The 16,202-nt window shown below is 51.5% G+C and carries 17 protein-coding genes; 12 read left to right on the plus strand and 5 right to left on the minus strand.

The annotated features are described in order from the left end of the window. Positions 1-15: 15 nt before the first annotated feature. From mltG to NSP04_RS09790, 6 genes are read left to right on the plus strand one after another with little or no spacing between them, the layout of a single operon-like run. On the plus strand, positions 16-1,134 hold the full coding sequence (gene mltG, locus NSP04_RS09765; RefSeq protein WP_257512140.1) for an endolytic transglycosylase MltG: 1,119 nt from the start codon (positions 16-18) through the stop codon (positions 1,132-1,134). A gap of 7 nt (positions 1,135-1,141) precedes the next feature. Further along, positions 1,142-1,792, plus strand: a complete 651-nt coding sequence (gene tmk, locus NSP04_RS09770) for a dTMP kinase (protein ID WP_257512141.1) — start codon at positions 1,142-1,144, stop codon at positions 1,790-1,792. After that, complete coding sequence (locus tag NSP04_RS09775) at positions 1,789-2,796, plus strand: DNA polymerase III delta subunit-related protein (protein WP_257512142.1); 1,008 nt, start codon at positions 1,789-1,791, stop codon at positions 2,794-2,796. The genes tmk and NSP04_RS09775 overlap by 4 nt, the downstream gene beginning before the upstream one ends. Positions 2,797-2,838: 42 nt before the next feature. Continuing rightward, positions 2,839-3,222: a PilZ domain-containing protein gene (locus NSP04_RS09780; protein ID WP_257512143.1), complete on the plus strand. Its 384-nt coding sequence runs from the start codon at positions 2,839-2,841 to the stop codon at positions 3,220-3,222. Then, positions 3,222-4,007 carry a TatD family hydrolase gene (locus NSP04_RS09785; RefSeq protein ID WP_257512144.1) on the plus strand — a complete coding sequence of 262 codons (786 nt, stop codon included), beginning with the start codon at positions 3,222-3,224 and terminating at the stop codon, positions 4,005-4,007. Before NSP04_RS09780 ends, NSP04_RS09785 begins: the two co-directional genes overlap by 1 nt. Further along, a complete protein-coding gene (locus NSP04_RS09790; RefSeq protein WP_257512145.1) occupies positions 4,004-4,693 on the plus strand; it encodes an ankyrin repeat domain-containing protein in 690 nt (229 codons plus the stop codon). The genes NSP04_RS09785 and NSP04_RS09790 overlap by 4 nt, the downstream gene beginning before the upstream one ends. A 23-nt stretch (positions 4,694-4,716) precedes the next feature. On the opposite strand, the gene NSP04_RS09795 is transcribed toward NSP04_RS09790, so the two are convergent. Both NSP04_RS09795 and NSP04_RS09800 read right to left on the minus strand, forming a co-directional pair. Next, positions 4,717-6,342, minus strand: a complete 1,626-nt coding sequence (locus tag NSP04_RS09795; protein ID WP_257512146.1) for a methyl-accepting chemotaxis protein — start codon at positions 6,340-6,342, stop codon at positions 4,717-4,719. A 103-nt stretch (positions 6,343-6,445) separates the two neighbouring features. Then, positions 6,446-6,580, minus strand: coding sequence for a hypothetical protein (locus tag NSP04_RS09800; protein ID WP_257512147.1), 135 nt, complete (start codon positions 6,578-6,580; stop codon positions 6,446-6,448). 217 nt (positions 6,581-6,797) lie between these two features. On the opposite strand from NSP04_RS09800, the gene NSP04_RS09805 reads away from it, so the two are divergent. After that, the gene (locus NSP04_RS09805; protein WP_257512148.1) at positions 6,798-8,831 is read left to right on the plus strand and encodes a S8 family peptidase; all 2,034 of its coding nucleotides are present in this window, start codon (positions 6,798-6,800) and stop codon (positions 8,829-8,831) included. Between the two features lie 58 nt (positions 8,832-8,889). Continuing rightward, positions 8,890-9,108 (plus strand): hypothetical protein, encoded by a 219-nt coding sequence (locus NSP04_RS09810; protein WP_257512149.1) that lies wholly within the window; start codon positions 8,890-8,892, stop codon positions 9,106-9,108. Positions 9,109-9,134: 26 nt separating this feature from the next. On the opposite strand, the gene NSP04_RS09815 is transcribed toward NSP04_RS09810, so the two are convergent. Beyond that, positions 9,135-10,199, minus strand: a complete 1,065-nt coding sequence (locus tag NSP04_RS09815; protein WP_257512150.1) for a tetratricopeptide repeat protein — start codon at positions 10,197-10,199, stop codon at positions 9,135-9,137. Between the two features lie 168 nt (positions 10,200-10,367). Here NSP04_RS09815 and NSP04_RS09820 point away from each other — a divergent pair, with 168 nt between their 5' ends. Next, positions 10,368-10,520 (plus strand): hypothetical protein, encoded by a 153-nt coding sequence (locus NSP04_RS09820; protein WP_257512151.1) that lies wholly within the window; start codon positions 10,368-10,370, stop codon positions 10,518-10,520. Further along, on the plus strand, positions 10,517-10,942 hold the full coding sequence (locus tag NSP04_RS09825; protein WP_257512152.1) for a DUF3135 domain-containing protein: 426 nt from the start codon (positions 10,517-10,519) through the stop codon (positions 10,940-10,942). Before NSP04_RS09820 ends, NSP04_RS09825 begins: the two co-directional genes overlap by 4 nt. On the opposite strand, the gene NSP04_RS09830 is transcribed toward NSP04_RS09825, so the two are convergent. Next, positions 10,914-11,624 (minus strand): SIMPL domain-containing protein, encoded by a 711-nt coding sequence (locus NSP04_RS09830; RefSeq protein ID WP_257512153.1) that lies wholly within the window; start codon positions 11,622-11,624, stop codon positions 10,914-10,916. The two genes, NSP04_RS09825 and NSP04_RS09830, sit on opposite strands and share 29 nt — an antisense overlap. 135 nt (positions 11,625-11,759) lie before the next feature. Here NSP04_RS09830 and NSP04_RS09835 point away from each other — a divergent pair, with 135 nt between their 5' ends. Continuing rightward, entirely contained in the window at positions 11,760-12,839 is a 1,080-nt protein-coding gene (locus NSP04_RS09835) for an AI-2E family transporter (RefSeq protein ID WP_257512154.1), read from the plus strand. Between the two features lie 26 nt (positions 12,840-12,865). Then, entirely contained in the window at positions 12,866-14,104 is a 1,239-nt protein-coding gene (gene purT / locus NSP04_RS09840) for a formate-dependent phosphoribosylglycinamide formyltransferase (RefSeq protein WP_257512155.1), read from the plus strand. A gap of 496 nt (positions 14,105-14,600) precedes the next feature. Here purT and NSP04_RS09845 read toward each other — a convergent pair whose 3' ends face one another. Beyond that, positions 14,601-16,199 carry an ABC-F family ATPase gene (locus NSP04_RS09845; protein ID WP_257512156.1) on the minus strand — a complete coding sequence of 533 codons (1,599 nt, stop codon included), beginning with the start codon at positions 16,197-16,199 and terminating at the stop codon, positions 14,601-14,603. Positions 16,200-16,202: the final 3 nt, after the last annotated feature.

The raw sequence follows: 16,202 nt of genomic DNA on the forward strand, positions 1-16,202 counted from the left end.
AACTTTCCCGCTATCATGAATACCAATCTCCACATTGTAGTGGCTTCTGGTAAGGTCTCGCCTGTTGATAACCCAAGGTATAGCAATCACGTGCGCAAAGGTCAAAAATCCAAGAAAGTGCTGAAGAAAAACACATCTGTGTGGCAATGGTTTAAGCACACTGTATTCGCGGTGGCAATTGTTGCAGTTGCAATGACTGTTGGCATTTATGGCTTGTTGAGCATGTCGATTGAACGCAGTCAGGCGCGGGTGGATGCGCATGTGAGCAACGGCAAGGGCGCACGTGCCATTGCGGCAGAATTGAATCAGCAAGGCCTTGAAGTGAACCCCACTTTGTTTGTGCTTGCAGCGCGCTTGACCAACACGGCAGGGCAACTGAAAGCAGGGCGCTATGATTTGCCAGAAGGCATTAGCACTTTGGGCTTGGTGGATTATTTAAGCAAAGGGCAGGGCGTGCTGAGCAGTGTGGCCTTGGTTGAGGGGCAAACCGCGCGTGCCTTACTGGCTAAATTGCGCAACCAGCCTGATTTGGTGGATGATTTGCAGGGCCTGGACCAACAGGCCATTGCCGTAAAAATGGGGTTGGAAGGTAACAGCCTGGAGGGCTGGATATACCCGGACACCTACAAATATTCACCGGGCTCGAAGTTGTCTGAATTGTTGGATCGGGCCGTTCGCTTGCAGAAGGTGGAGCTGGAAAAAGCCTGGGCAAAACGTGATCCCCAAACCCCGTTGAAAACACCTTACGAGGCCTTGAAAATGGCATCGATTGTGGAAAAAGAAACCGGCTTGGCCAGCGACCGCGGCAAAGTGGCCAGCGTGTTTGTGAACCGCCTGCGCATTGGTATGTTGCTGCAAACCGACCCCACTGTGATTTACGGTGTGGGTGAAAAATTCGATGGCAATTTGACCCGAAAACACTTGCAAACCGACACCCCTTACAACAGCTACACGCGTGCAGGTTTGCCGCCCACGCCCATTGCCACACCGGGTAAAGCTGCCCTGTATGCGGCCTTGAATCCCGATGAGACCCCATATTATTATTTTGTGGCCAAAGGTGACGGCGGCAGTTATTTCAGCAAGAATTTGAACGAGCACAACAACGCAGTCCGAAAATACCAACTTCGCCGGTGATTGCTTCATGAAAAAACAGAAACAGGGTTATTTGATCAGTTTTGAAGGCGTAGACGGCGCGGGCAAATCTTCACACATTGCGCGGGTAAAAGCGCGCCTTGAAGGACAAGGTTTCGAGTGCCTGCAAACCCGTGAACCCGGCGGCACGCCCGTTGGTGAGGCCATTCGTGAATTGGTGCTTCACCACGACATGGATGTGAACACCGAGCTGCTTTTGATGTACGCGGCCCGCCGGCAGCACATGGTGGAAACCATTCAACCTGCGCTGGACCGCGGTGTTTGGGTCATCACCGACCGGTTTGAAGACAGCAGCTTTGCCTATCAGGCCGGTGCCGGTGGGGCAAGTTGGGAAGATTGCCAACAACTAAGCAAGTGGGCGTTGAAGGGTTTTGAGCCTGCGTTAACTTTCCTGTTCGATTTGCCCATTGCAGTGTCACAGGCGCGTATTCAAAGCAGGGCAGGCAACAGCGACAAGTTTGAGCAAAAGCCGACCAGTTACTTCGAGGCGGTGCGTGCGGGGTTTATCAAGCGTTCCCAACTGAACCCACGGCGCATTCGCTTGATTGATGCACAGCCTTCCGAACAGGAAGTGGGCGAAACCGTGCTGGCCGAGCTGGACAAATTCATGCGCACCAACCTGAACCTGGGCCTGGCATGAGCACAGCAAGCTGGTTGCTGCGCGCGCAGGCCCAGCTGGGCAATTTGATGCAGGCCACCACAGCGCCGGTTTTGATTCATGGCCACCAGCCCAAAGGTTTGTATGAACTGGTGAATCAGCATTTGGCTGAAGCGCTGTGCGAGTTTTCAGATGAATCAGCATCGGGCAAAAAGCCTTGCCTGCAATGCCCCGGCTGCCACATGCGCCTTGCGGGCAACCACCCTGACTTGCGTTATTTGATGCCGCAGGCCGTGGCGCTGGAGCTTGGCTTCAATGTCGAAGTGAAAAGCGGCGTGAAACCCAGCCAAGACATTCGAATCGACGATGTACGTGATTTACAAAACTACTTCAACACGGCATCAAGCCGCGGCGCGTCCCGGTATGTGGTGGTGTATCCGTTCGATCGAATGAACGCCAACACCGCAAATGCCTTGTTAAAAACCCTGGAAGAACCCGCCAATGGCTTGCGGTTTTTGCTGGTGGGCAGCCGAATCGACAAGTTACTGCCCACCATTCGGTCGCGTTGCCAGGAACTGACCATGCCCATGCCCGCCATTGCCGAGTGCATATGCTGGCTTGAAGGGCAGGGCGTTGCCCAGCCAGGTGTCGCGTTGGGCGTTGCCATGAATGACCCCTTTGAGGCCCTGGGCCTTGCCCAAAACGCGGCAGATCAACTTGAATTGCGCAAGAAGTTTCTGGATTGGCTAGCCAACCCCGACCAGCATGCCAACCCTCCTGCTGGGCTAGAAAAAGTGGGCTTGCCCGTGGTTCTGGAGCTGGCCATGCGCCTTTGTAGCGACTGCGTGGCCCAAGCCCATGGCTTGAAAGGCAGCAATTTTCCTTGGCTGCAGCCTAAATTGATGTGGGTGAAATCGGTAGGGGCTGATCGATTCAGCAATTTGTATCAGAATCTGCAAAAAGAATTTCGTTTGGCAAATCATCCAATTAACCCCCGTTTGGCGCTAGAGTATGTGGGGCAACAGTGGCAAACTTTAACCAAGTAAGCCCTTGCAATTGACCAAGAAAACGACCGGACACCGTACGCCATGAGCAATAACTTGATCAGCAATTCGCGCATTAATAAAGAGGCCAGCCGCCCTTGGATGTTGTCACTCACCTTAGGCGATAAAAACACCGCAGCATCAATGTATATGCCGTTTATCAAGGGCGGTGGGGTTTTCGTGGAATCTGACAAGGAATACAACCTGGGCGACCCGGTGTTTGTGCTGCTAACCGTGGGCGAAGATGCCAAAAAATTTCCCATCAACGGCAAGGTGGTGTGGGTGTGCGGTGCCAATGCGCGTGGCGACAAGACGCAGGGTATTGGTGTTCAATTCCCGAAAGACGACAGTGGTGAAGGCGCACGGGTGGCAATTGAACAAATGATAGGTAAAATGCAAAGTTCCATGAAAAAAACAGCAACCTTGTAGTGTTTACTGATTCACATTGCCATCTTGATTTTCCCGGTCTGGTCGAGCAGCTCCCAGACATTCTGAACCGAATGAAAGAAGCGCAGGTTAGTCGCGTGCTTTGCATTTCCGTACAGCTTGAGGATTTCCCCAATGTACTTGCTTTGGCCGAAAACCATGCCAATTTGTGGGCCACTGCCGGTGTTCATCCCGATTACGAAGACATCACAGAACCCACGGTTGAAAAACTGCTAGAGCTGGCGGATCACCCCAAAGTCATTGGTATTGGTGAAACCGGGCTGGATTATTTTCGCTTGAAGGGTGACCTGGAATGGCAGCGTGAGCGCTTTCGGGTGCACCTGCGCGCGGCCAACATTTGCAAGAAGCCGGTGATTGTTCACACCCGTGCAGCAGGCGACGACACCTTGCGCATTCTTTCTGAAGAAAATGTACAAGGTTGCGGTGGCATTATTCACTGCTTCACAGAAAGCCTTGAGTTTGCGCGCCAAGCCCTTGATTTGGGAATGTATTTATCGTTCTCGGGCATTGTCAGCTTCAAGAATGCGTCCGACTTGCGGGAAGTGGCCAGGTTTGCGCCCATGGATCGAATCCTGATTGAAACTGATTCCCCCTACCTGGCGCCCGTGCCGCACCGTGGAAAAACCAACGAGCCCAGCTTTGTGCCCCATGTGGCGAAAGTGATTGCGCATGAGAAAGGCGTTGCAATTGAAGAAGTAGGCATTCAAACATCGGCGAACTTCGACCGCCTGTTTGGCATGAAGCAACGTGAGGATGTTGCGGTTTGAAAAGGCGCATTTTTTTACGAAAGGCCACCTTGTGGGCAATCGCATCTACGGGGTTTTTGTTAGGGCACAAGCCCGCAAAGGCCAATGCATTTGAAGACTTCTTCCTGGCGATTGAGTTCGACGACGAGTATCGCTTAAAGTCGCTCTTGCTGAAGGGCATGGACCCCAACACCGTGAATGAGGCAGGTTTTCCAGCCATTGTTTTCGCGATGATGAAAGAATCGCCCATCGCGGTTCGAACTCTTTTGCTGTCAAACAAGCTTGATCCCAATTTGCCTGATCGCCGTGGCGAAACCCCCTTGATGGTGGCCTGTACACTGAACAAACCTGAATGGGTATTGGCTTTGCTGGACAAAGGTGCGAAGCAGGGCGCCAATGGACAATGGACTGCGCTGCACAACGCCGCAGCTTCAGGTTCAAGCCAATCCATTGAATACCTGGTAAACGCAGGCGGGGCAATCGACGTACTTTCGCCCAATGACACCACACCGTTAATGATGGCTGCACGGGAAGGTAGGGAGCAAGCAGCGCGCACCCTGCTTAAACTGGGAGCGAACCCGGCATTGAAAAACCAGGCTGGGTTCAATGCAGCTGGCTATGCCCTAAAGGCCAATCGTAAAGAACTGGCTTTTGAGATCATGAGAAAAGAAAAGGCGCTTCGAAAAGCGCCTTTGAAGCCTAACTAGACAAATAACTGCTTTTGCCTGACTTACAAGCTGGCCTCGAAGTGCTTGACCAGCGTACGCAAATCACCTGAAGTGGAAGCCAATTGCTTGGCAGCGCCGTCCAAGTCATTGATGGCTGCCACGTTACTTTCAGTCAAGGCGCTCATGCGTTCCATGCTGTTTGCCACTTCCAAAGAAGCCTGCGATTGTTGTTCCAGCATGGCTGAAATGTCTTTCGCCGACTGCGCCACACCGCGGCTGGCTGCCTTAATTGCTTGCAGGCTGTCTGCAGCTTCCAGAATCAATGTGGTGCCAATATTCACCTCATCCACGGCACGGCCCATGGTTTGTAAGCCTTTGTTGGTGCCCGACTGAACTTCCTGCACCGTGGCGGCGATTTCGGTGGTGGACTGGCGTGTCATTTCGGCCAGTTTGCGCACTTCATCGGCCACAACCGCGAAACCGCGACCCGATTCACCAGCACGCGCTGCTTCAATGGCCGCATTCAAAGCCAGCAGGTTGGTTTTCTCTGCAATTTCAGTGATCGTGCGGGTCACGTTGCTAATTTTCACTACAGCTCGGTTCAGCTCTTCAATATTCTGCTTGGCGTCTTGAACCACTTCGGAAACCTTTTGCGTCGCCTGTGTGGACTTGTCCATGCTTTCTGCACCAGTGTCTACTACGTCCATCGCGTTTTTGGCATGTGCTGAGCTTTTACCGGTGGCTTCTGAAATCTCGGAGACCGACACTGACAATTCTTCCAAGGCAGCGGCAACGCCGTTGATGCCATCAGATTGCTGACGTGAACGGGTCATCAGATTAATGGCCAGTTGGCTAAGTGCCTCGGCATTGTTTTTTACTTCAGATGAATTGGAAATAACGTCTGCGATAATGGCGCGCAGGTTGACTTGCATGCTTTTGAACGCGGTGTGTACTTTGTTGAATTCCCGTGTGTCCGATTCAGGAATTTCATGTTTGAAATTGCCTTCAGCCAATGCACGCATGGCTTGCAGCATGGCGTTGTTGGTTGTTTCAACACGATTTTTCAGCCACAACAGACCCAATGCAGCGACCACAAACGAAGCAGCTGTGCTGGTGTACATCACGGCGGGAATGTCGATTAATGAAAGCAGGGCGATCATTACTGGTAAAAAGCTGACGAAGGCCAAGTCAATTACAAATGGACGACCCTTGGCTGGCTTGGTGAAAGGAAATTTTGCGCTGCCGGCGTTGACTGCTTTGTACAAGGCTTCAGCTTCGGCTTTTTGACTGTCGCTGGGCTTGGATCGCACCGACATGTAGCCAATTTTCTCGCCGTTGTGGGTTAGGGGGGTGACATAGGCGTCGACCCAGTAGTAGCCGCCGTCTTTACAACGATTTTTTACCAGTCCTTTCCAGGGCTCGTTGCGTTTGGTGGTGTCCCACAAATCCTTGAATGCATCGCGCGGCATGTCGGGGTGGCGAACCACATTGTGGGGCTGGCCCATCAATTCATTCAGTGTAAATCCAGAAATTTCAACGAAAGCAGGGTTTGCGTAGGTGATTCGACCCTTCAGGTCAGTCTTGGTTACGATAGGAACTTTGGGGTCAAGCAGGCGTTCTACGCCTGTGGTGGGTACTGCCATACGGGCACTGCGGCCCTTTAATTCAGATTGAGCGGTGTTTGACATGAAGGTTCCATACCAGGTTGGTCGAAATACCAACACATCATACGAATGAAACCCAATGGTGCAGAGCCGCAACAGAGGCCAAAACAAGCCTCAATTTGCGCGTTTACATGTTCTGGTTAACCACGGTTATTTTGGATTGAAAGCCTTCGATAATGTCTTGCCCAGCTGCCATGGCTTCAATTGGCCAGTCTGGATAAACAGCGCACACCACAAGCGCGAAAAACATGAATTTGTACATGGCACTGCCTCTATGAAAAGTTGTTTGACCTATGTACTTTTTCGGCATTTTCCCGATGCAGAGTATCGTCAATATTGGTGGGGGTCACTCGAGGTAACCCCTTTTAGCGTCTATCTATAATTGTCGTATAATTTGTATTATGTAAACTAATATAAATTGAATCTGCATTCATGCCTCGTTAAGTACTATCTACATGCACACGCATTCAGGGCCTTTCATGCAGTTTCGTTCAGTATCCACCCATGTGATCGCTTGCCTCTTCTTCCTTGCTTCCACGTCTGCCAATGCGGCTGAGCGTTGGGTGATCGAGTTTAAGGATTCATCCGCGCAAACTCAGTTACCGGTCTCCGCAGAATCAGCCGACGTCCGCGAAGCAAGATTGCTGGAAAAGCTGGCAGTGCTTTCCACAACGCACAAAAAGAAGTTGTCATTGGTGCGACCGTTCGGTGAACGTGCTGCGGTCGTGAACACCACGCCTGGGGCTGACCCCGAGCAGTTTCGCTTACGGTTGTTGTCGGATCCAATGGTTCGGTCGGTAGCTGTGGATAGACGGGTAAAATTGCATGCCCAGTCGCCTCTTGTTGGCTTGTTGAATGCGCTTGATCTAACCCGGCAAAACAGATCTTGGTTTCATCAGGATGTTTCTGTACAAGCCGCGTCCATCAACACAGGCGCAATGTGGGCCAATTTCCACGGCAGTGCGCCCACTGTTGTTGCAGTTCTAGACACGGGTGTACTGCCTTCCCATCCCATGCTTCAGGGGCATTTGCTGCCGGGCTATGATTTTGTTGCGGACCCCTTGATTGGTGCTGATGGGCAGTCCACCGGTGGCAATAGTCGCGATGCTGATCCCACTGATCCCGGCGATGGGGTTACACCTACTGATCTGGCTGCTGATTCTGCCTGCAGTGGCGTGTCGCGTTCCAGTTGGCACGGTACATTTGTGTCCGGTTTGCTGGCTGGCAACCCCATTCCAGCCGAAGGTGTATTTTCGGTGAACTGGAATGCATCTGTTTTACCTGTGCGTGTGCTGGGTAAATGTGGCGGTTTTTCGACTGATTTGGCCGACGGTATTCGGTGGGCTGCGGGTTTGAGTGTGCCTGGTGTGCCGTCCAATCCTTTCCCCGCCAAAGTCATTAATTTAAGCCTCGGTGCCGAGGGCGTTTGTGTGGCGCCTATTGAAGGTGCTGCGATTGCGGCGGCTCGGCAGGCCGGATCTTTGGTTATCGTGGCAGCCGGTAACGACGGCGGCACGGTTGATTCACCCGCAAATTGCCCAGGGGCTTTTGGCGTTGCGGCGATTGACCAGGAAGGTTTGAAGGCCAATTATAGTAATTTTGGTTCATCCATTCAGCTGGTTGCACCCGGTGGCGATGCAGCTTTTCCAATCTGGAGCGCAAGCAACACAGGTCTGAACGCACCATTAACCAACACCTACAACACCAAAATCGGCACCAGCTTTTCTGCCCCAATGGTAGCCGCCGCTGCCTCTTTGTATTGGTCATTGAACCCCGCCGCCAGCGTTAGCGATGTTGAAAACGCTTTAAGGTTCACTGCCCGCCCCTTCATTTCGATGAACAATCGGCCGGTTTGTAATGTATCCGCGCCAGGGGTGGAATGTAACTGCACCACTTCATTGTGTGGCGCGGGAATGTTAGATGTTGCGAATCTTGTGAATTCGGTTGCGTCGGGCGGCTTGACCAATCTTTTTTCCAATACTGGGAATGTGATTCCACCCGGTCAAAGCCGTTCTTTTTCGGCAATTGGTTCGACCAATTCGATGGGTCAGGAAGTGTCTGCGATGTCGTTTGATTTAATTAATGTCATCAAATCATCCAGTGCTGTGGCAAATCCAGTGCTTTCAGTGGCTGGCTTGCAAGCGGACATCACTGCACCAACGGGGGTATTGGGTTTCGATTTGCGTGCTCAAACTTCGAATGGACGAGCTGCAGTTGCTTCTGTGGTGGTTCAGAATCAGGGGGCTACCTCCCCTACTTTGCTGGCCAGTTTGTTGTCCCCATTAATTAACGGCGCGGCAGCAGGTGTGGGCGGCCCAGCTCTTCAATTTGGTGATTCCGTCGTGGGTGGGTCTGACTCTGATGGGAGTTCAGGCAACCTTGGCGGAACGGGTGGAACTGTTGGCACAGGTGGTGGTGGCAGTTTGAGTCTGTTCGGATTGCTGTTTTTGATGATTTTGCTGAAATACAACGTTAGAAGTACGGCTCCAATACGTGACATTGCTCAATGGTAAAGTTCAGTTGTTGACTCATAGGTCAGCAATTGATGCAGTAAATTTTGAGAGGTGTCGTATGAAAGCTCTTCGTTCTTATCCTGGTGTTTTGGTGTTGATGTTGATTGCAGCGGCCATGCTGGTTCATGGTTTGGTTGATTACATCAATTATGAAGTGGCTAGCCCAAGCGTTCTTGCCGCGCTAGGCTGCGTATTTTCTGCAGTCTTGTTGGTGGGTGTGTATGAATTCAAGTCGTTCAAGGCAAACCGTAAATTGGTGCGGTCTACCAAGCCGTAACTGCTCAAAATTGAGCTTTATCAAGTTTATTTTCGCTTGATGTCGCTGCTCAATGTGCTGTTTTTCGCTGCGTTCTGCGCAGCGATAACAGCTTGAAGATTGCGTTGGGTGCTTAATGTGAGTGGGTCTTGACCACCCAGTGAATCATTTCTGATTACATAAGCTTTGCTCAGCGCGATTTCCGCCCGGTTCAAGTCCCCTGCCCTGTACAACACCACCCCCAAGTTATTTAAAGACTGGCTTGTTCGAATGTCGTTGGGGCCAAATGCCGCTTCTCGAACCTCATAGGCGGTTTTGTAGTTGCCAATTGCGGACTGCAGTTGATCGCCGCGCATTTGCAGAGTGCCTAGAAAAGTCAAGATTTCCGCACGAATTGGCGCTTTTTCGTATTGCGGTGAGGTATTGATGATTTCACCCAACACCTGAAAGTTTTCCAGCGCCTCGGCTTCTTTGCCCATGTCAAGCAAGCCTACAGCGTGGTTCATTCGTGTTTCCAGGGTTCGGGCGTTCAATTTGCCCAAGCGAATTTCATACACAATTCGCGACTGCTTGAAGGCGGTTTCAGCCTCTTCCGGTTTGTTTTGAAGCGCGTAGTAGGTGCCCATCGCGTCTTGCGCAATGCCGGCAGGCAGAGAATAGCGTCCGATTGATTGTTCTACAGTGTTCAAGGTTTTTTTGAACTGTGCCTCTGCTTTGGTCAGTTGATCTGCTTGCGCATAGGTTTGGCCAATCAGCACCTGAAGTCGAGTCCAAGACTCAGCGGTGGCAAGGTCATTGCGATCGGGCTTGGTGTATTGGCTTGCTTCATGCCAGGTAGAAATGGCCAAGTCGGCTTCGTTTTGAGCCAAATACGCTTTGCCCAAAGTTTCAAGAATGGCGATTCGCTTTGCTCGGGTAACTGGACCAGCAAGTTCCAGGCGACAGGTTTCAACTGTGGTAATGACCGGGTCTTTCCCAAAGCTGGTCTCGCAACGCGTGTTTTGTTCTGCTTGAGTGCTGGAATGGGCTTGAGCAGGAAACAAAAGCACAACAAAGGTGAAGCAAAACACTGTCCAGATTTTGCGTGAAGTCAGCGAGGTAGTTGTCATCATTTCTTTTTATTTATTGAGGTGTCTCACTAAAACCATTTCGATGGTTTCGCAGTACAAACATTAATACCATTATTAAAAGTCATCATGGGCCACCATTCAAGCGTTGAAGTGAACAGGGTAGAAAGTTTGGGAAAGAAATTTGAAACTCTCGCGCTGGTTGACAGACTCATGGAAGAGAACGAAGCTCTTAAACATGAGCTTAACCTAAAAACTACGCGATTAAGAACTCTACAAAAAGCAGTGCATGCGTTTTTGATGGGTATCGATGATCAAGACAGCAACAAAGCCGAGCTAATCAAGCACAGCAAGGAGCAGCCATGACACATTTTGATTTCAAAGAATGGGCCGACCTTTATCAGGTGGACCCCATAGCATTTGAACAGCGGCGCGAAGCAGTGCTGGAAGGTTATGTGGCCAGCGTAGATCCTGAACGGCGACTTGCGCTTGAGCAAACCTTGTTCAAAATTCGAATGGTTCGCCAGCGCTCGAAAAGCCCACTGCAATCTGCGATGGAATCGTCGAAGTTGATGTGGGAATCGTTTGGGAAGCTGCGTGAGCAAGTAAACAAGCTGGAGCAGGAGTTAAGCCCTGCCCCACTTCGTCAGAATGGCCTGCGTTTGATTGATTCTTCAGCCGAACAATCGCAGGCAGAAACACCGAGTGCGCCCGAGAGCGAAATTGGTGAAACTGCTAACTCTGCACGTGTTTACCGATTCACGGTTTCAAACAAACGCGCCCATTAACCGATACGCTTAATTTGCTTGATCCTGCAGCGGGGGCAACTTCCATGCCCTTGCTCATCATGTCTGCAGAAGCTGCATACATTCTGGGGTAACCCGGTGAACCCTGATTTTCATCATTGATGCTGATTTCACCCAAAGTGTAACCACTGCTGCCAAATCCTTTGGCGACTACGGTGGCCTTGTCCTGGAACTCCTTCATCGCGCTTTGCAACAACTTTTCACGGCTTTGCTCAATGCGGGCGTCGCTGGGAAAATACTCCAGATTGCTTAAGGTTAGCCCGTCGGCCACATTCAGGTTTTTTTGGGCTTTCAGTGCTTGCACAGGCATTTCAAATGTCAGCGAACCCACACCCTGCCAACTTTGAATTTTGCGGTCTTTTGCATACTGCGGATACGTCTGGATATTGTTTTTTAGTTTGCTGATGTCTTTGTTTTTATTCAGGTTGTTGATCGACTTTTCCAGCACCGTGTTAATCGCATTCATTGCTTCATTGGCAGTACCAGCTTGAATTTGCACCTGCCAGTTCAAACGAACCATGTCGTTGTCTACGTCTTCACTGCTCACTGCGTTCAGGTTCGCGGCCGGTGTTTTCTCGCATAGGTCGGCATAAACCGCTGTTGGGGTGAGTAATCCTAAAACACTTCCAAACAGGGCGATGTGCAATTGCTTGTTCAATTTCATGAAAGATCTCGTAGTTGGTATGAATGAGGGTGTTGGAGTAACACCGGGCTTATCGATTTGTAATTCATGCGTTGCTACAATGATTGAACCACAAACAAGACTACAAATAACGCGTGCACTGCACCACTGGCTGACATGGCAGAACATCTGAAACAACCGAAGTCGCTGATCAGCACTTTGTTTACCGTCTTGATTTTGGTTGGCGCGGCCATAGTGCTGTCACCTTTCCTGTTGGCTATTTTGTGGGCAGGCATCATTGCCACTGCATTTTGGCCGCTGCACTGTCGTATTCGTGGGCGCTTTCCGGGCAAACCCAACGGCACAGCGTTTCTTACAACCTTGGTGGTTGCATTTTTGTTGGTAGGGCCCATGATCGGTTTGATTGTGTTCATGGTTCAAGATCTCTTGCAAATTACCACCTTCCTGCGAATGGCTGACGAGGCTGGCGTGGAAGTCCCTAACTGGCTGCCTGAAATTCCGATTGTTGGCGAGTTGCTGGTTGCAAGCTGGAAAGAGTATTTAAGTGTTCCAAAACAAATTTCAGGGCTGCTGCGCGATACGCTGACCCAGCGGCTTGGCGATGTACAGGGCACTGCATCAGCCATATTGCTTGAACTGTTGGGACGGGTGGCCACGCTGTTTTTTGCCTTGTGGGTGCTGTTTTTCTTCTATCGAGATGGCTCATCGATCAGTATTCGAATGAACCGCATTGGCAGCGATTGGCTAGGGCCCCGCTGGAAGCCCTATGTGTCTCACATGCCCCCTGCCCTTCGCGCGGCAGTCAACGGCTTGGTGATAGTCAGCTTCGCTGAAGCGGTTGTGCTTTCCGTGTTGTTTGCAGCCTGTGGCGTGTACGCTCCGGTGTTGTTGGGCACCGCCACTGCATTGATTGCTTTTATTCCAATGGCCGCGCCCGGTTTACTGGCTTTGTTGGGTATGATTCTGTTTCTGAGTGGCAACGGCGCCGACGCTGTGGTGTTGGTCACTGTCGGCATGTTGGTTGTATTGGTTGCCGATTACCTGGTGCGCCCCTTGCTGATTCAGGGCGGCACCCACTTGCCCTTCCTGGCCGTTTTGTTCGGTGTGTTTGGTGGCGTAATTACCATGGGTATTGTGGGGCTGATTATTGGCCCGGTGCTGTTGGTGTTGCTGGTGGTGTTTTTTGATGAGGCATCGCATTCACACAATCATGATACCCATGAGCCCATTAATTAATTGACTTGTATTAGCGAGCGTTTTCTATGATCAAGATTCATTTTCCGACCCAATTCGGTACGCCATTGGCCACCAACGCCCTAAAGGTGATGTTGTTGGGCAGCGGTGAGCTTGGCAAAGAAGTGATCATTGCATTTCAACGTCTGGGTGTAGAAGTAATCGCAGTGGATCGCTATGCGAACGCGCCTGGCCATCAGGTTGCTCATCGCTTTTATGTAATTGACATGACCAACCCCAATGCACTGAAAGCCTTGATTGCGCAAGAAAAACCGCACATTGTAGTGCCGGAAATTGAAGCGATTGCCACCCCTGCATTGAAAGAGCTTGAAGCCGATGGTGTGGTGCGTGTGGTGCCCACCGCCAACGCGGCTTGGCTAACCATGAACCGCGAAGGTATTCGCCGCCTTGCAGCGGAGGAATTGAAGCTGAGCTGTTCACACTATGCATTTGCAGACGACTTCGACACGTTGAAAGCGGCTGTGGAAAAAGGCATTGGTGGCAACAAGCCAGTGGGCTACCCCTGCATTATCAAGCCAGTGATGTCGTCTTCCGGCAAAGGCCAATCCAAGGTGGATGATTCCAGCGAACTGGAAGCCGCATGGAATTATGCAGGCAGTGCGGGTCGCGTGAATTCTGGCCGAGTCATTGTTGAATCTGTGGTTGAATTTGATTATGAAATTACCTTGCTGACAGTGCGCAGCCGTTGCCCAAAAAGTGGCGCGATTGAAACCAGTTACTGTGAACCGGTGGGCCATATTCAGGTGAGCGGTGATTATGTGGAAAGTTGGCAGCCCCAGGCCATGAGCACGAAAGCGCTGGATGAAGCCAAAAAAATGTCGGATCGTGTAACCACGGCGCTGGGTGGAACGGGTTTGTTTGGCGTGGAAATGTTCGTGAAAGGCGACGAGGTGTGGTTTTCTGAAGTTAGCCCCCGCCCGCACGACACCGGCATGGTGACGATGATTACTCAATGGCAAAACGAGTTTGAATTGCATGCCCGCGCCATTTTGGGTTTGCCAGTGGACACCAGCCTGAAAACGCCGGGTGCCAGTGCGGTAATTTACGGTGGTATGGACAAGGAAGGCATTGCTTTTGAGGGCGTGGCCGATGCCTTGGCGGAACCGGGCACTGATGTGCGTTTGTTTGGCAAGCCTGAATCGTTTGTGAAGCGGCGCATGGGTGTGGCCTTGGCGCGCGATGCTGACGTGGATGAAGCACGAGCGAAAGCCAAGCGTGTTGCGGCGAAAGTAAAGCCGGTTGCTTGAATGCGTTCGCGGAGACGCATGCCAGTTTTCTATCTGGCATTTGTGAAGTCGCATCCCGCTTCATTAGTTGGCATCCGCGAAGTCGCATGCCCTCCTCCGCCTGAAAGTCTGTATTTCCCTTTTTGAAATTCACACTGACTCACATCGCTTGGCAAAACTGATGGCCAAGCAATGTGTCGGCTTGCAGCCGAACGCGGCGTGTGAATTCAAACGGGCAGACTTTCTTGAAGGCGTAATGAGGGCAATGCGAACTTCGCGAATGCTGAAAACAGATCAGCGACTTGTTGTGTGCGCGAGAGGTTTGTGTGCTGCATCGCCTTGCCGAATTTAGCAAGGCTTCCCGGTTGATTCGCAGCGCGGGGCGATTGCGGAGCAATCGATGCGAAGACGCTTCTGCGTTTCGCATGCCCCAAGCCAGAACCACTAAGCCGGAATCAGAAGACTTGCATAGGCGAGGTGATTCGGCATTCAAACCGCCACACGCACCCCATCACCTTTATGCCAGACCCAAGCTCTCGCGGTATTCTTCGTAGGTGCCCCGATAGTCCGTAATACCGTCTTCACGCATTTCAAAAATTCGCGTTGCAATGCCCGAAACAAACTGACGGTCATGCGACACCACAAACACCGTGCCATCAAACTTTTCAATCGCGTACTGCAGCGATTCGATCGATTCCATGTCAAGGTGATTGGTGGGTTCATCCAACAGAAGCACGTTGTGGCGGCCCAGCATCAAGCGGCCAAACACCAAGCGGTTTTTTTCGCCACCGGAACACACTTTTACTTCTTTGGTAATTTCATCGTTGCTGAACAGCAAGCGCCCCAAAATGCCGCGAATAACCTGATCGTCATCGCCTTCTTGGGCAAAGCGTTCTGTCCATTCGCGCAGGCTTAGTTTGGTGTCAAATTCATCACTAACGTCTTGGGCCATGTAACCCAAGTCTGCGTTTTCTGACCACTTCACCTCGCCGTAGCTGGGCTCAAGCGCCTTGGCCAGTAGCTTAAGCAATGTGGTCTTGCCCACGCCGTTGGCGCCCACAATGCCCACTTTGTCACCTGCTTCCACCATGATGGAAAAGTCTCGAATAACTTTGTTGTCAGCGTAGGCCAAGCTGACATTCTCAAGCTCCACCGCCAAACGGTGCATTTTCTTTTTCTGTTCAAAACGAATAAACGGATTCTGGCGTGAAGACGGCTTCAGGATCACGGTGTCTTGCTTGATTTTTTCAATCTGCTTCTGGCGTGACGTGGCTTGGCGAGCCTTTGACTTGTTCGCTGCAAATCGACGCACAAAGTCTTGCAGATCAGAAATACGTTCTTTGGCGCGGGCGTTTGAAGCCTGTGCGCGTTCGCGCGCCTGGGCCGCAGCCAACATGTAATCATCGTAATTGCCGGGTACCACTTGCAGCGTGCCGTAATCCAGGTCGGCCATGTGCGTGCACACCTCGTTCAGGAAGTGGCGGTCGTGGCTGATAATGATCATGGTGCTTTCGTACTGGTTCAGCACGTTTTCAAGCCAGGCAATGGTGTTGATGTCGAGGTTGTTGGTGGGTTCGTCGAGCAACAACACATCGGGTTTGGAAAACAGAGCCTGTGCCAACAACACACGCAGTTTCCAGCCCGGTGCAATTTCGCTCATCAGGCCGTTGTGCTGTTCAGTCGGGATACCTGCGCCAAGCAGCAGTTCACCAGCACGTGATTCCGCCTCATAGCCACCAAATTCGGCATACACCGCTTCTAGGTCGGCGGCGCGCATGTAATCTTCATCGGTGGCTTCGGGGTTGGCGTACAGCGCATCACGTTCGGTCATTGCAGCCCACATTTCCTTGTGGCCCATCATTACCACGTCCAGCACACGGTGCTCTTCAAAAGCAAATTGGTCCTGGCTTAACTTACCCAGCCGTACATGGCGATCAATGTCAATATTGCCGCTGCTGGGTTCAAGGTCGCCACCCAGAATTTTCATGAATGTGGACTTGCCGCAGCCGTTCGCGCCAATCAAGCCATAGCGGTGACCGTCGCCGAATTTTGCGTTGATGTTTTCAAAAAGCGGCTTTGCGCCGAACTGCATCGTAATATTGACCGCGGTGAGCATAAG

The organism is Limnobacter parvus (assembly GCF_024623725.1).
Lineage (GTDB): Bacteria > Pseudomonadota > Gammaproteobacteria > Burkholderiales > Burkholderiaceae_B > Limnobacter > Limnobacter parvus.

Coding starts and splice junctions, on each gene's coding strand:
- mltG (WP_257512140.1), top strand. CDS start 16: ATGAATACCAATCTCCACATTGTAGTGGCTTCTGGTAAGGTCTCGCCT.
- tmk (WP_257512141.1), top strand. CDS start 1,142: ATGAAAAAACAGAAACAGGGTTATTTGATCAGTTTTGAAGGCGTAGAC.
- NSP04_RS09775 (WP_257512142.1), top strand. CDS start 1,789: ATGAGCACAGCAAGCTGGTTGCTGCGCGCGCAGGCCCAGCTGGGCAAT.
- NSP04_RS09780 (WP_257512143.1), top strand. CDS start 2,839: ATGAGCAATAACTTGATCAGCAATTCGCGCATTAATAAAGAGGCCAGC.
- NSP04_RS09795 (WP_257512146.1), bottom strand. CDS start 6,342: ATGTCAAACACCGCTCAATCTGAATTAAAGGGCCGCAGTGCCCGTATG.
- NSP04_RS09800 (WP_257512147.1), bottom strand. CDS start 6,580: ATGTACAAATTCATGTTTTTCGCGCTTGTGGTGTGCGCTGTTTATCCA.
- NSP04_RS09805 (WP_257512148.1), top strand. CDS start 6,798: ATGCAGTTTCGTTCAGTATCCACCCATGTGATCGCTTGCCTCTTCTTC.
- NSP04_RS09810 (WP_257512149.1), top strand. CDS start 8,890: ATGAAAGCTCTTCGTTCTTATCCTGGTGTTTTGGTGTTGATGTTGATT.
- NSP04_RS09815 (WP_257512150.1), bottom strand. CDS start 10,199: ATGATGACAACTACCTCGCTGACTTCACGCAAAATCTGGACAGTGTTT.
- NSP04_RS09820 (WP_257512151.1), top strand. CDS start 10,368: ATGGAAGAGAACGAAGCTCTTAAACATGAGCTTAACCTAAAAACTACG.
- NSP04_RS09825 (WP_257512152.1), top strand. CDS start 10,517: ATGACACATTTTGATTTCAAAGAATGGGCCGACCTTTATCAGGTGGAC.
- NSP04_RS09830 (WP_257512153.1), bottom strand. CDS start 11,624: ATGAAATTGAACAAGCAATTGCACATCGCCCTGTTTGGAAGTGTTTTA.
- NSP04_RS09835 (WP_257512154.1), top strand. CDS start 11,760: ATGGCAGAACATCTGAAACAACCGAAGTCGCTGATCAGCACTTTGTTT.
- purT (WP_257512155.1), top strand. CDS start 12,866: ATGATCAAGATTCATTTTCCGACCCAATTCGGTACGCCATTGGCCACC.
- NSP04_RS09845 (WP_257512156.1), bottom strand. CDS start 16,199: ATGCTCACCGCGGTCAATATTACGATGCAGTTCGGCGCAAAGCCGCTT.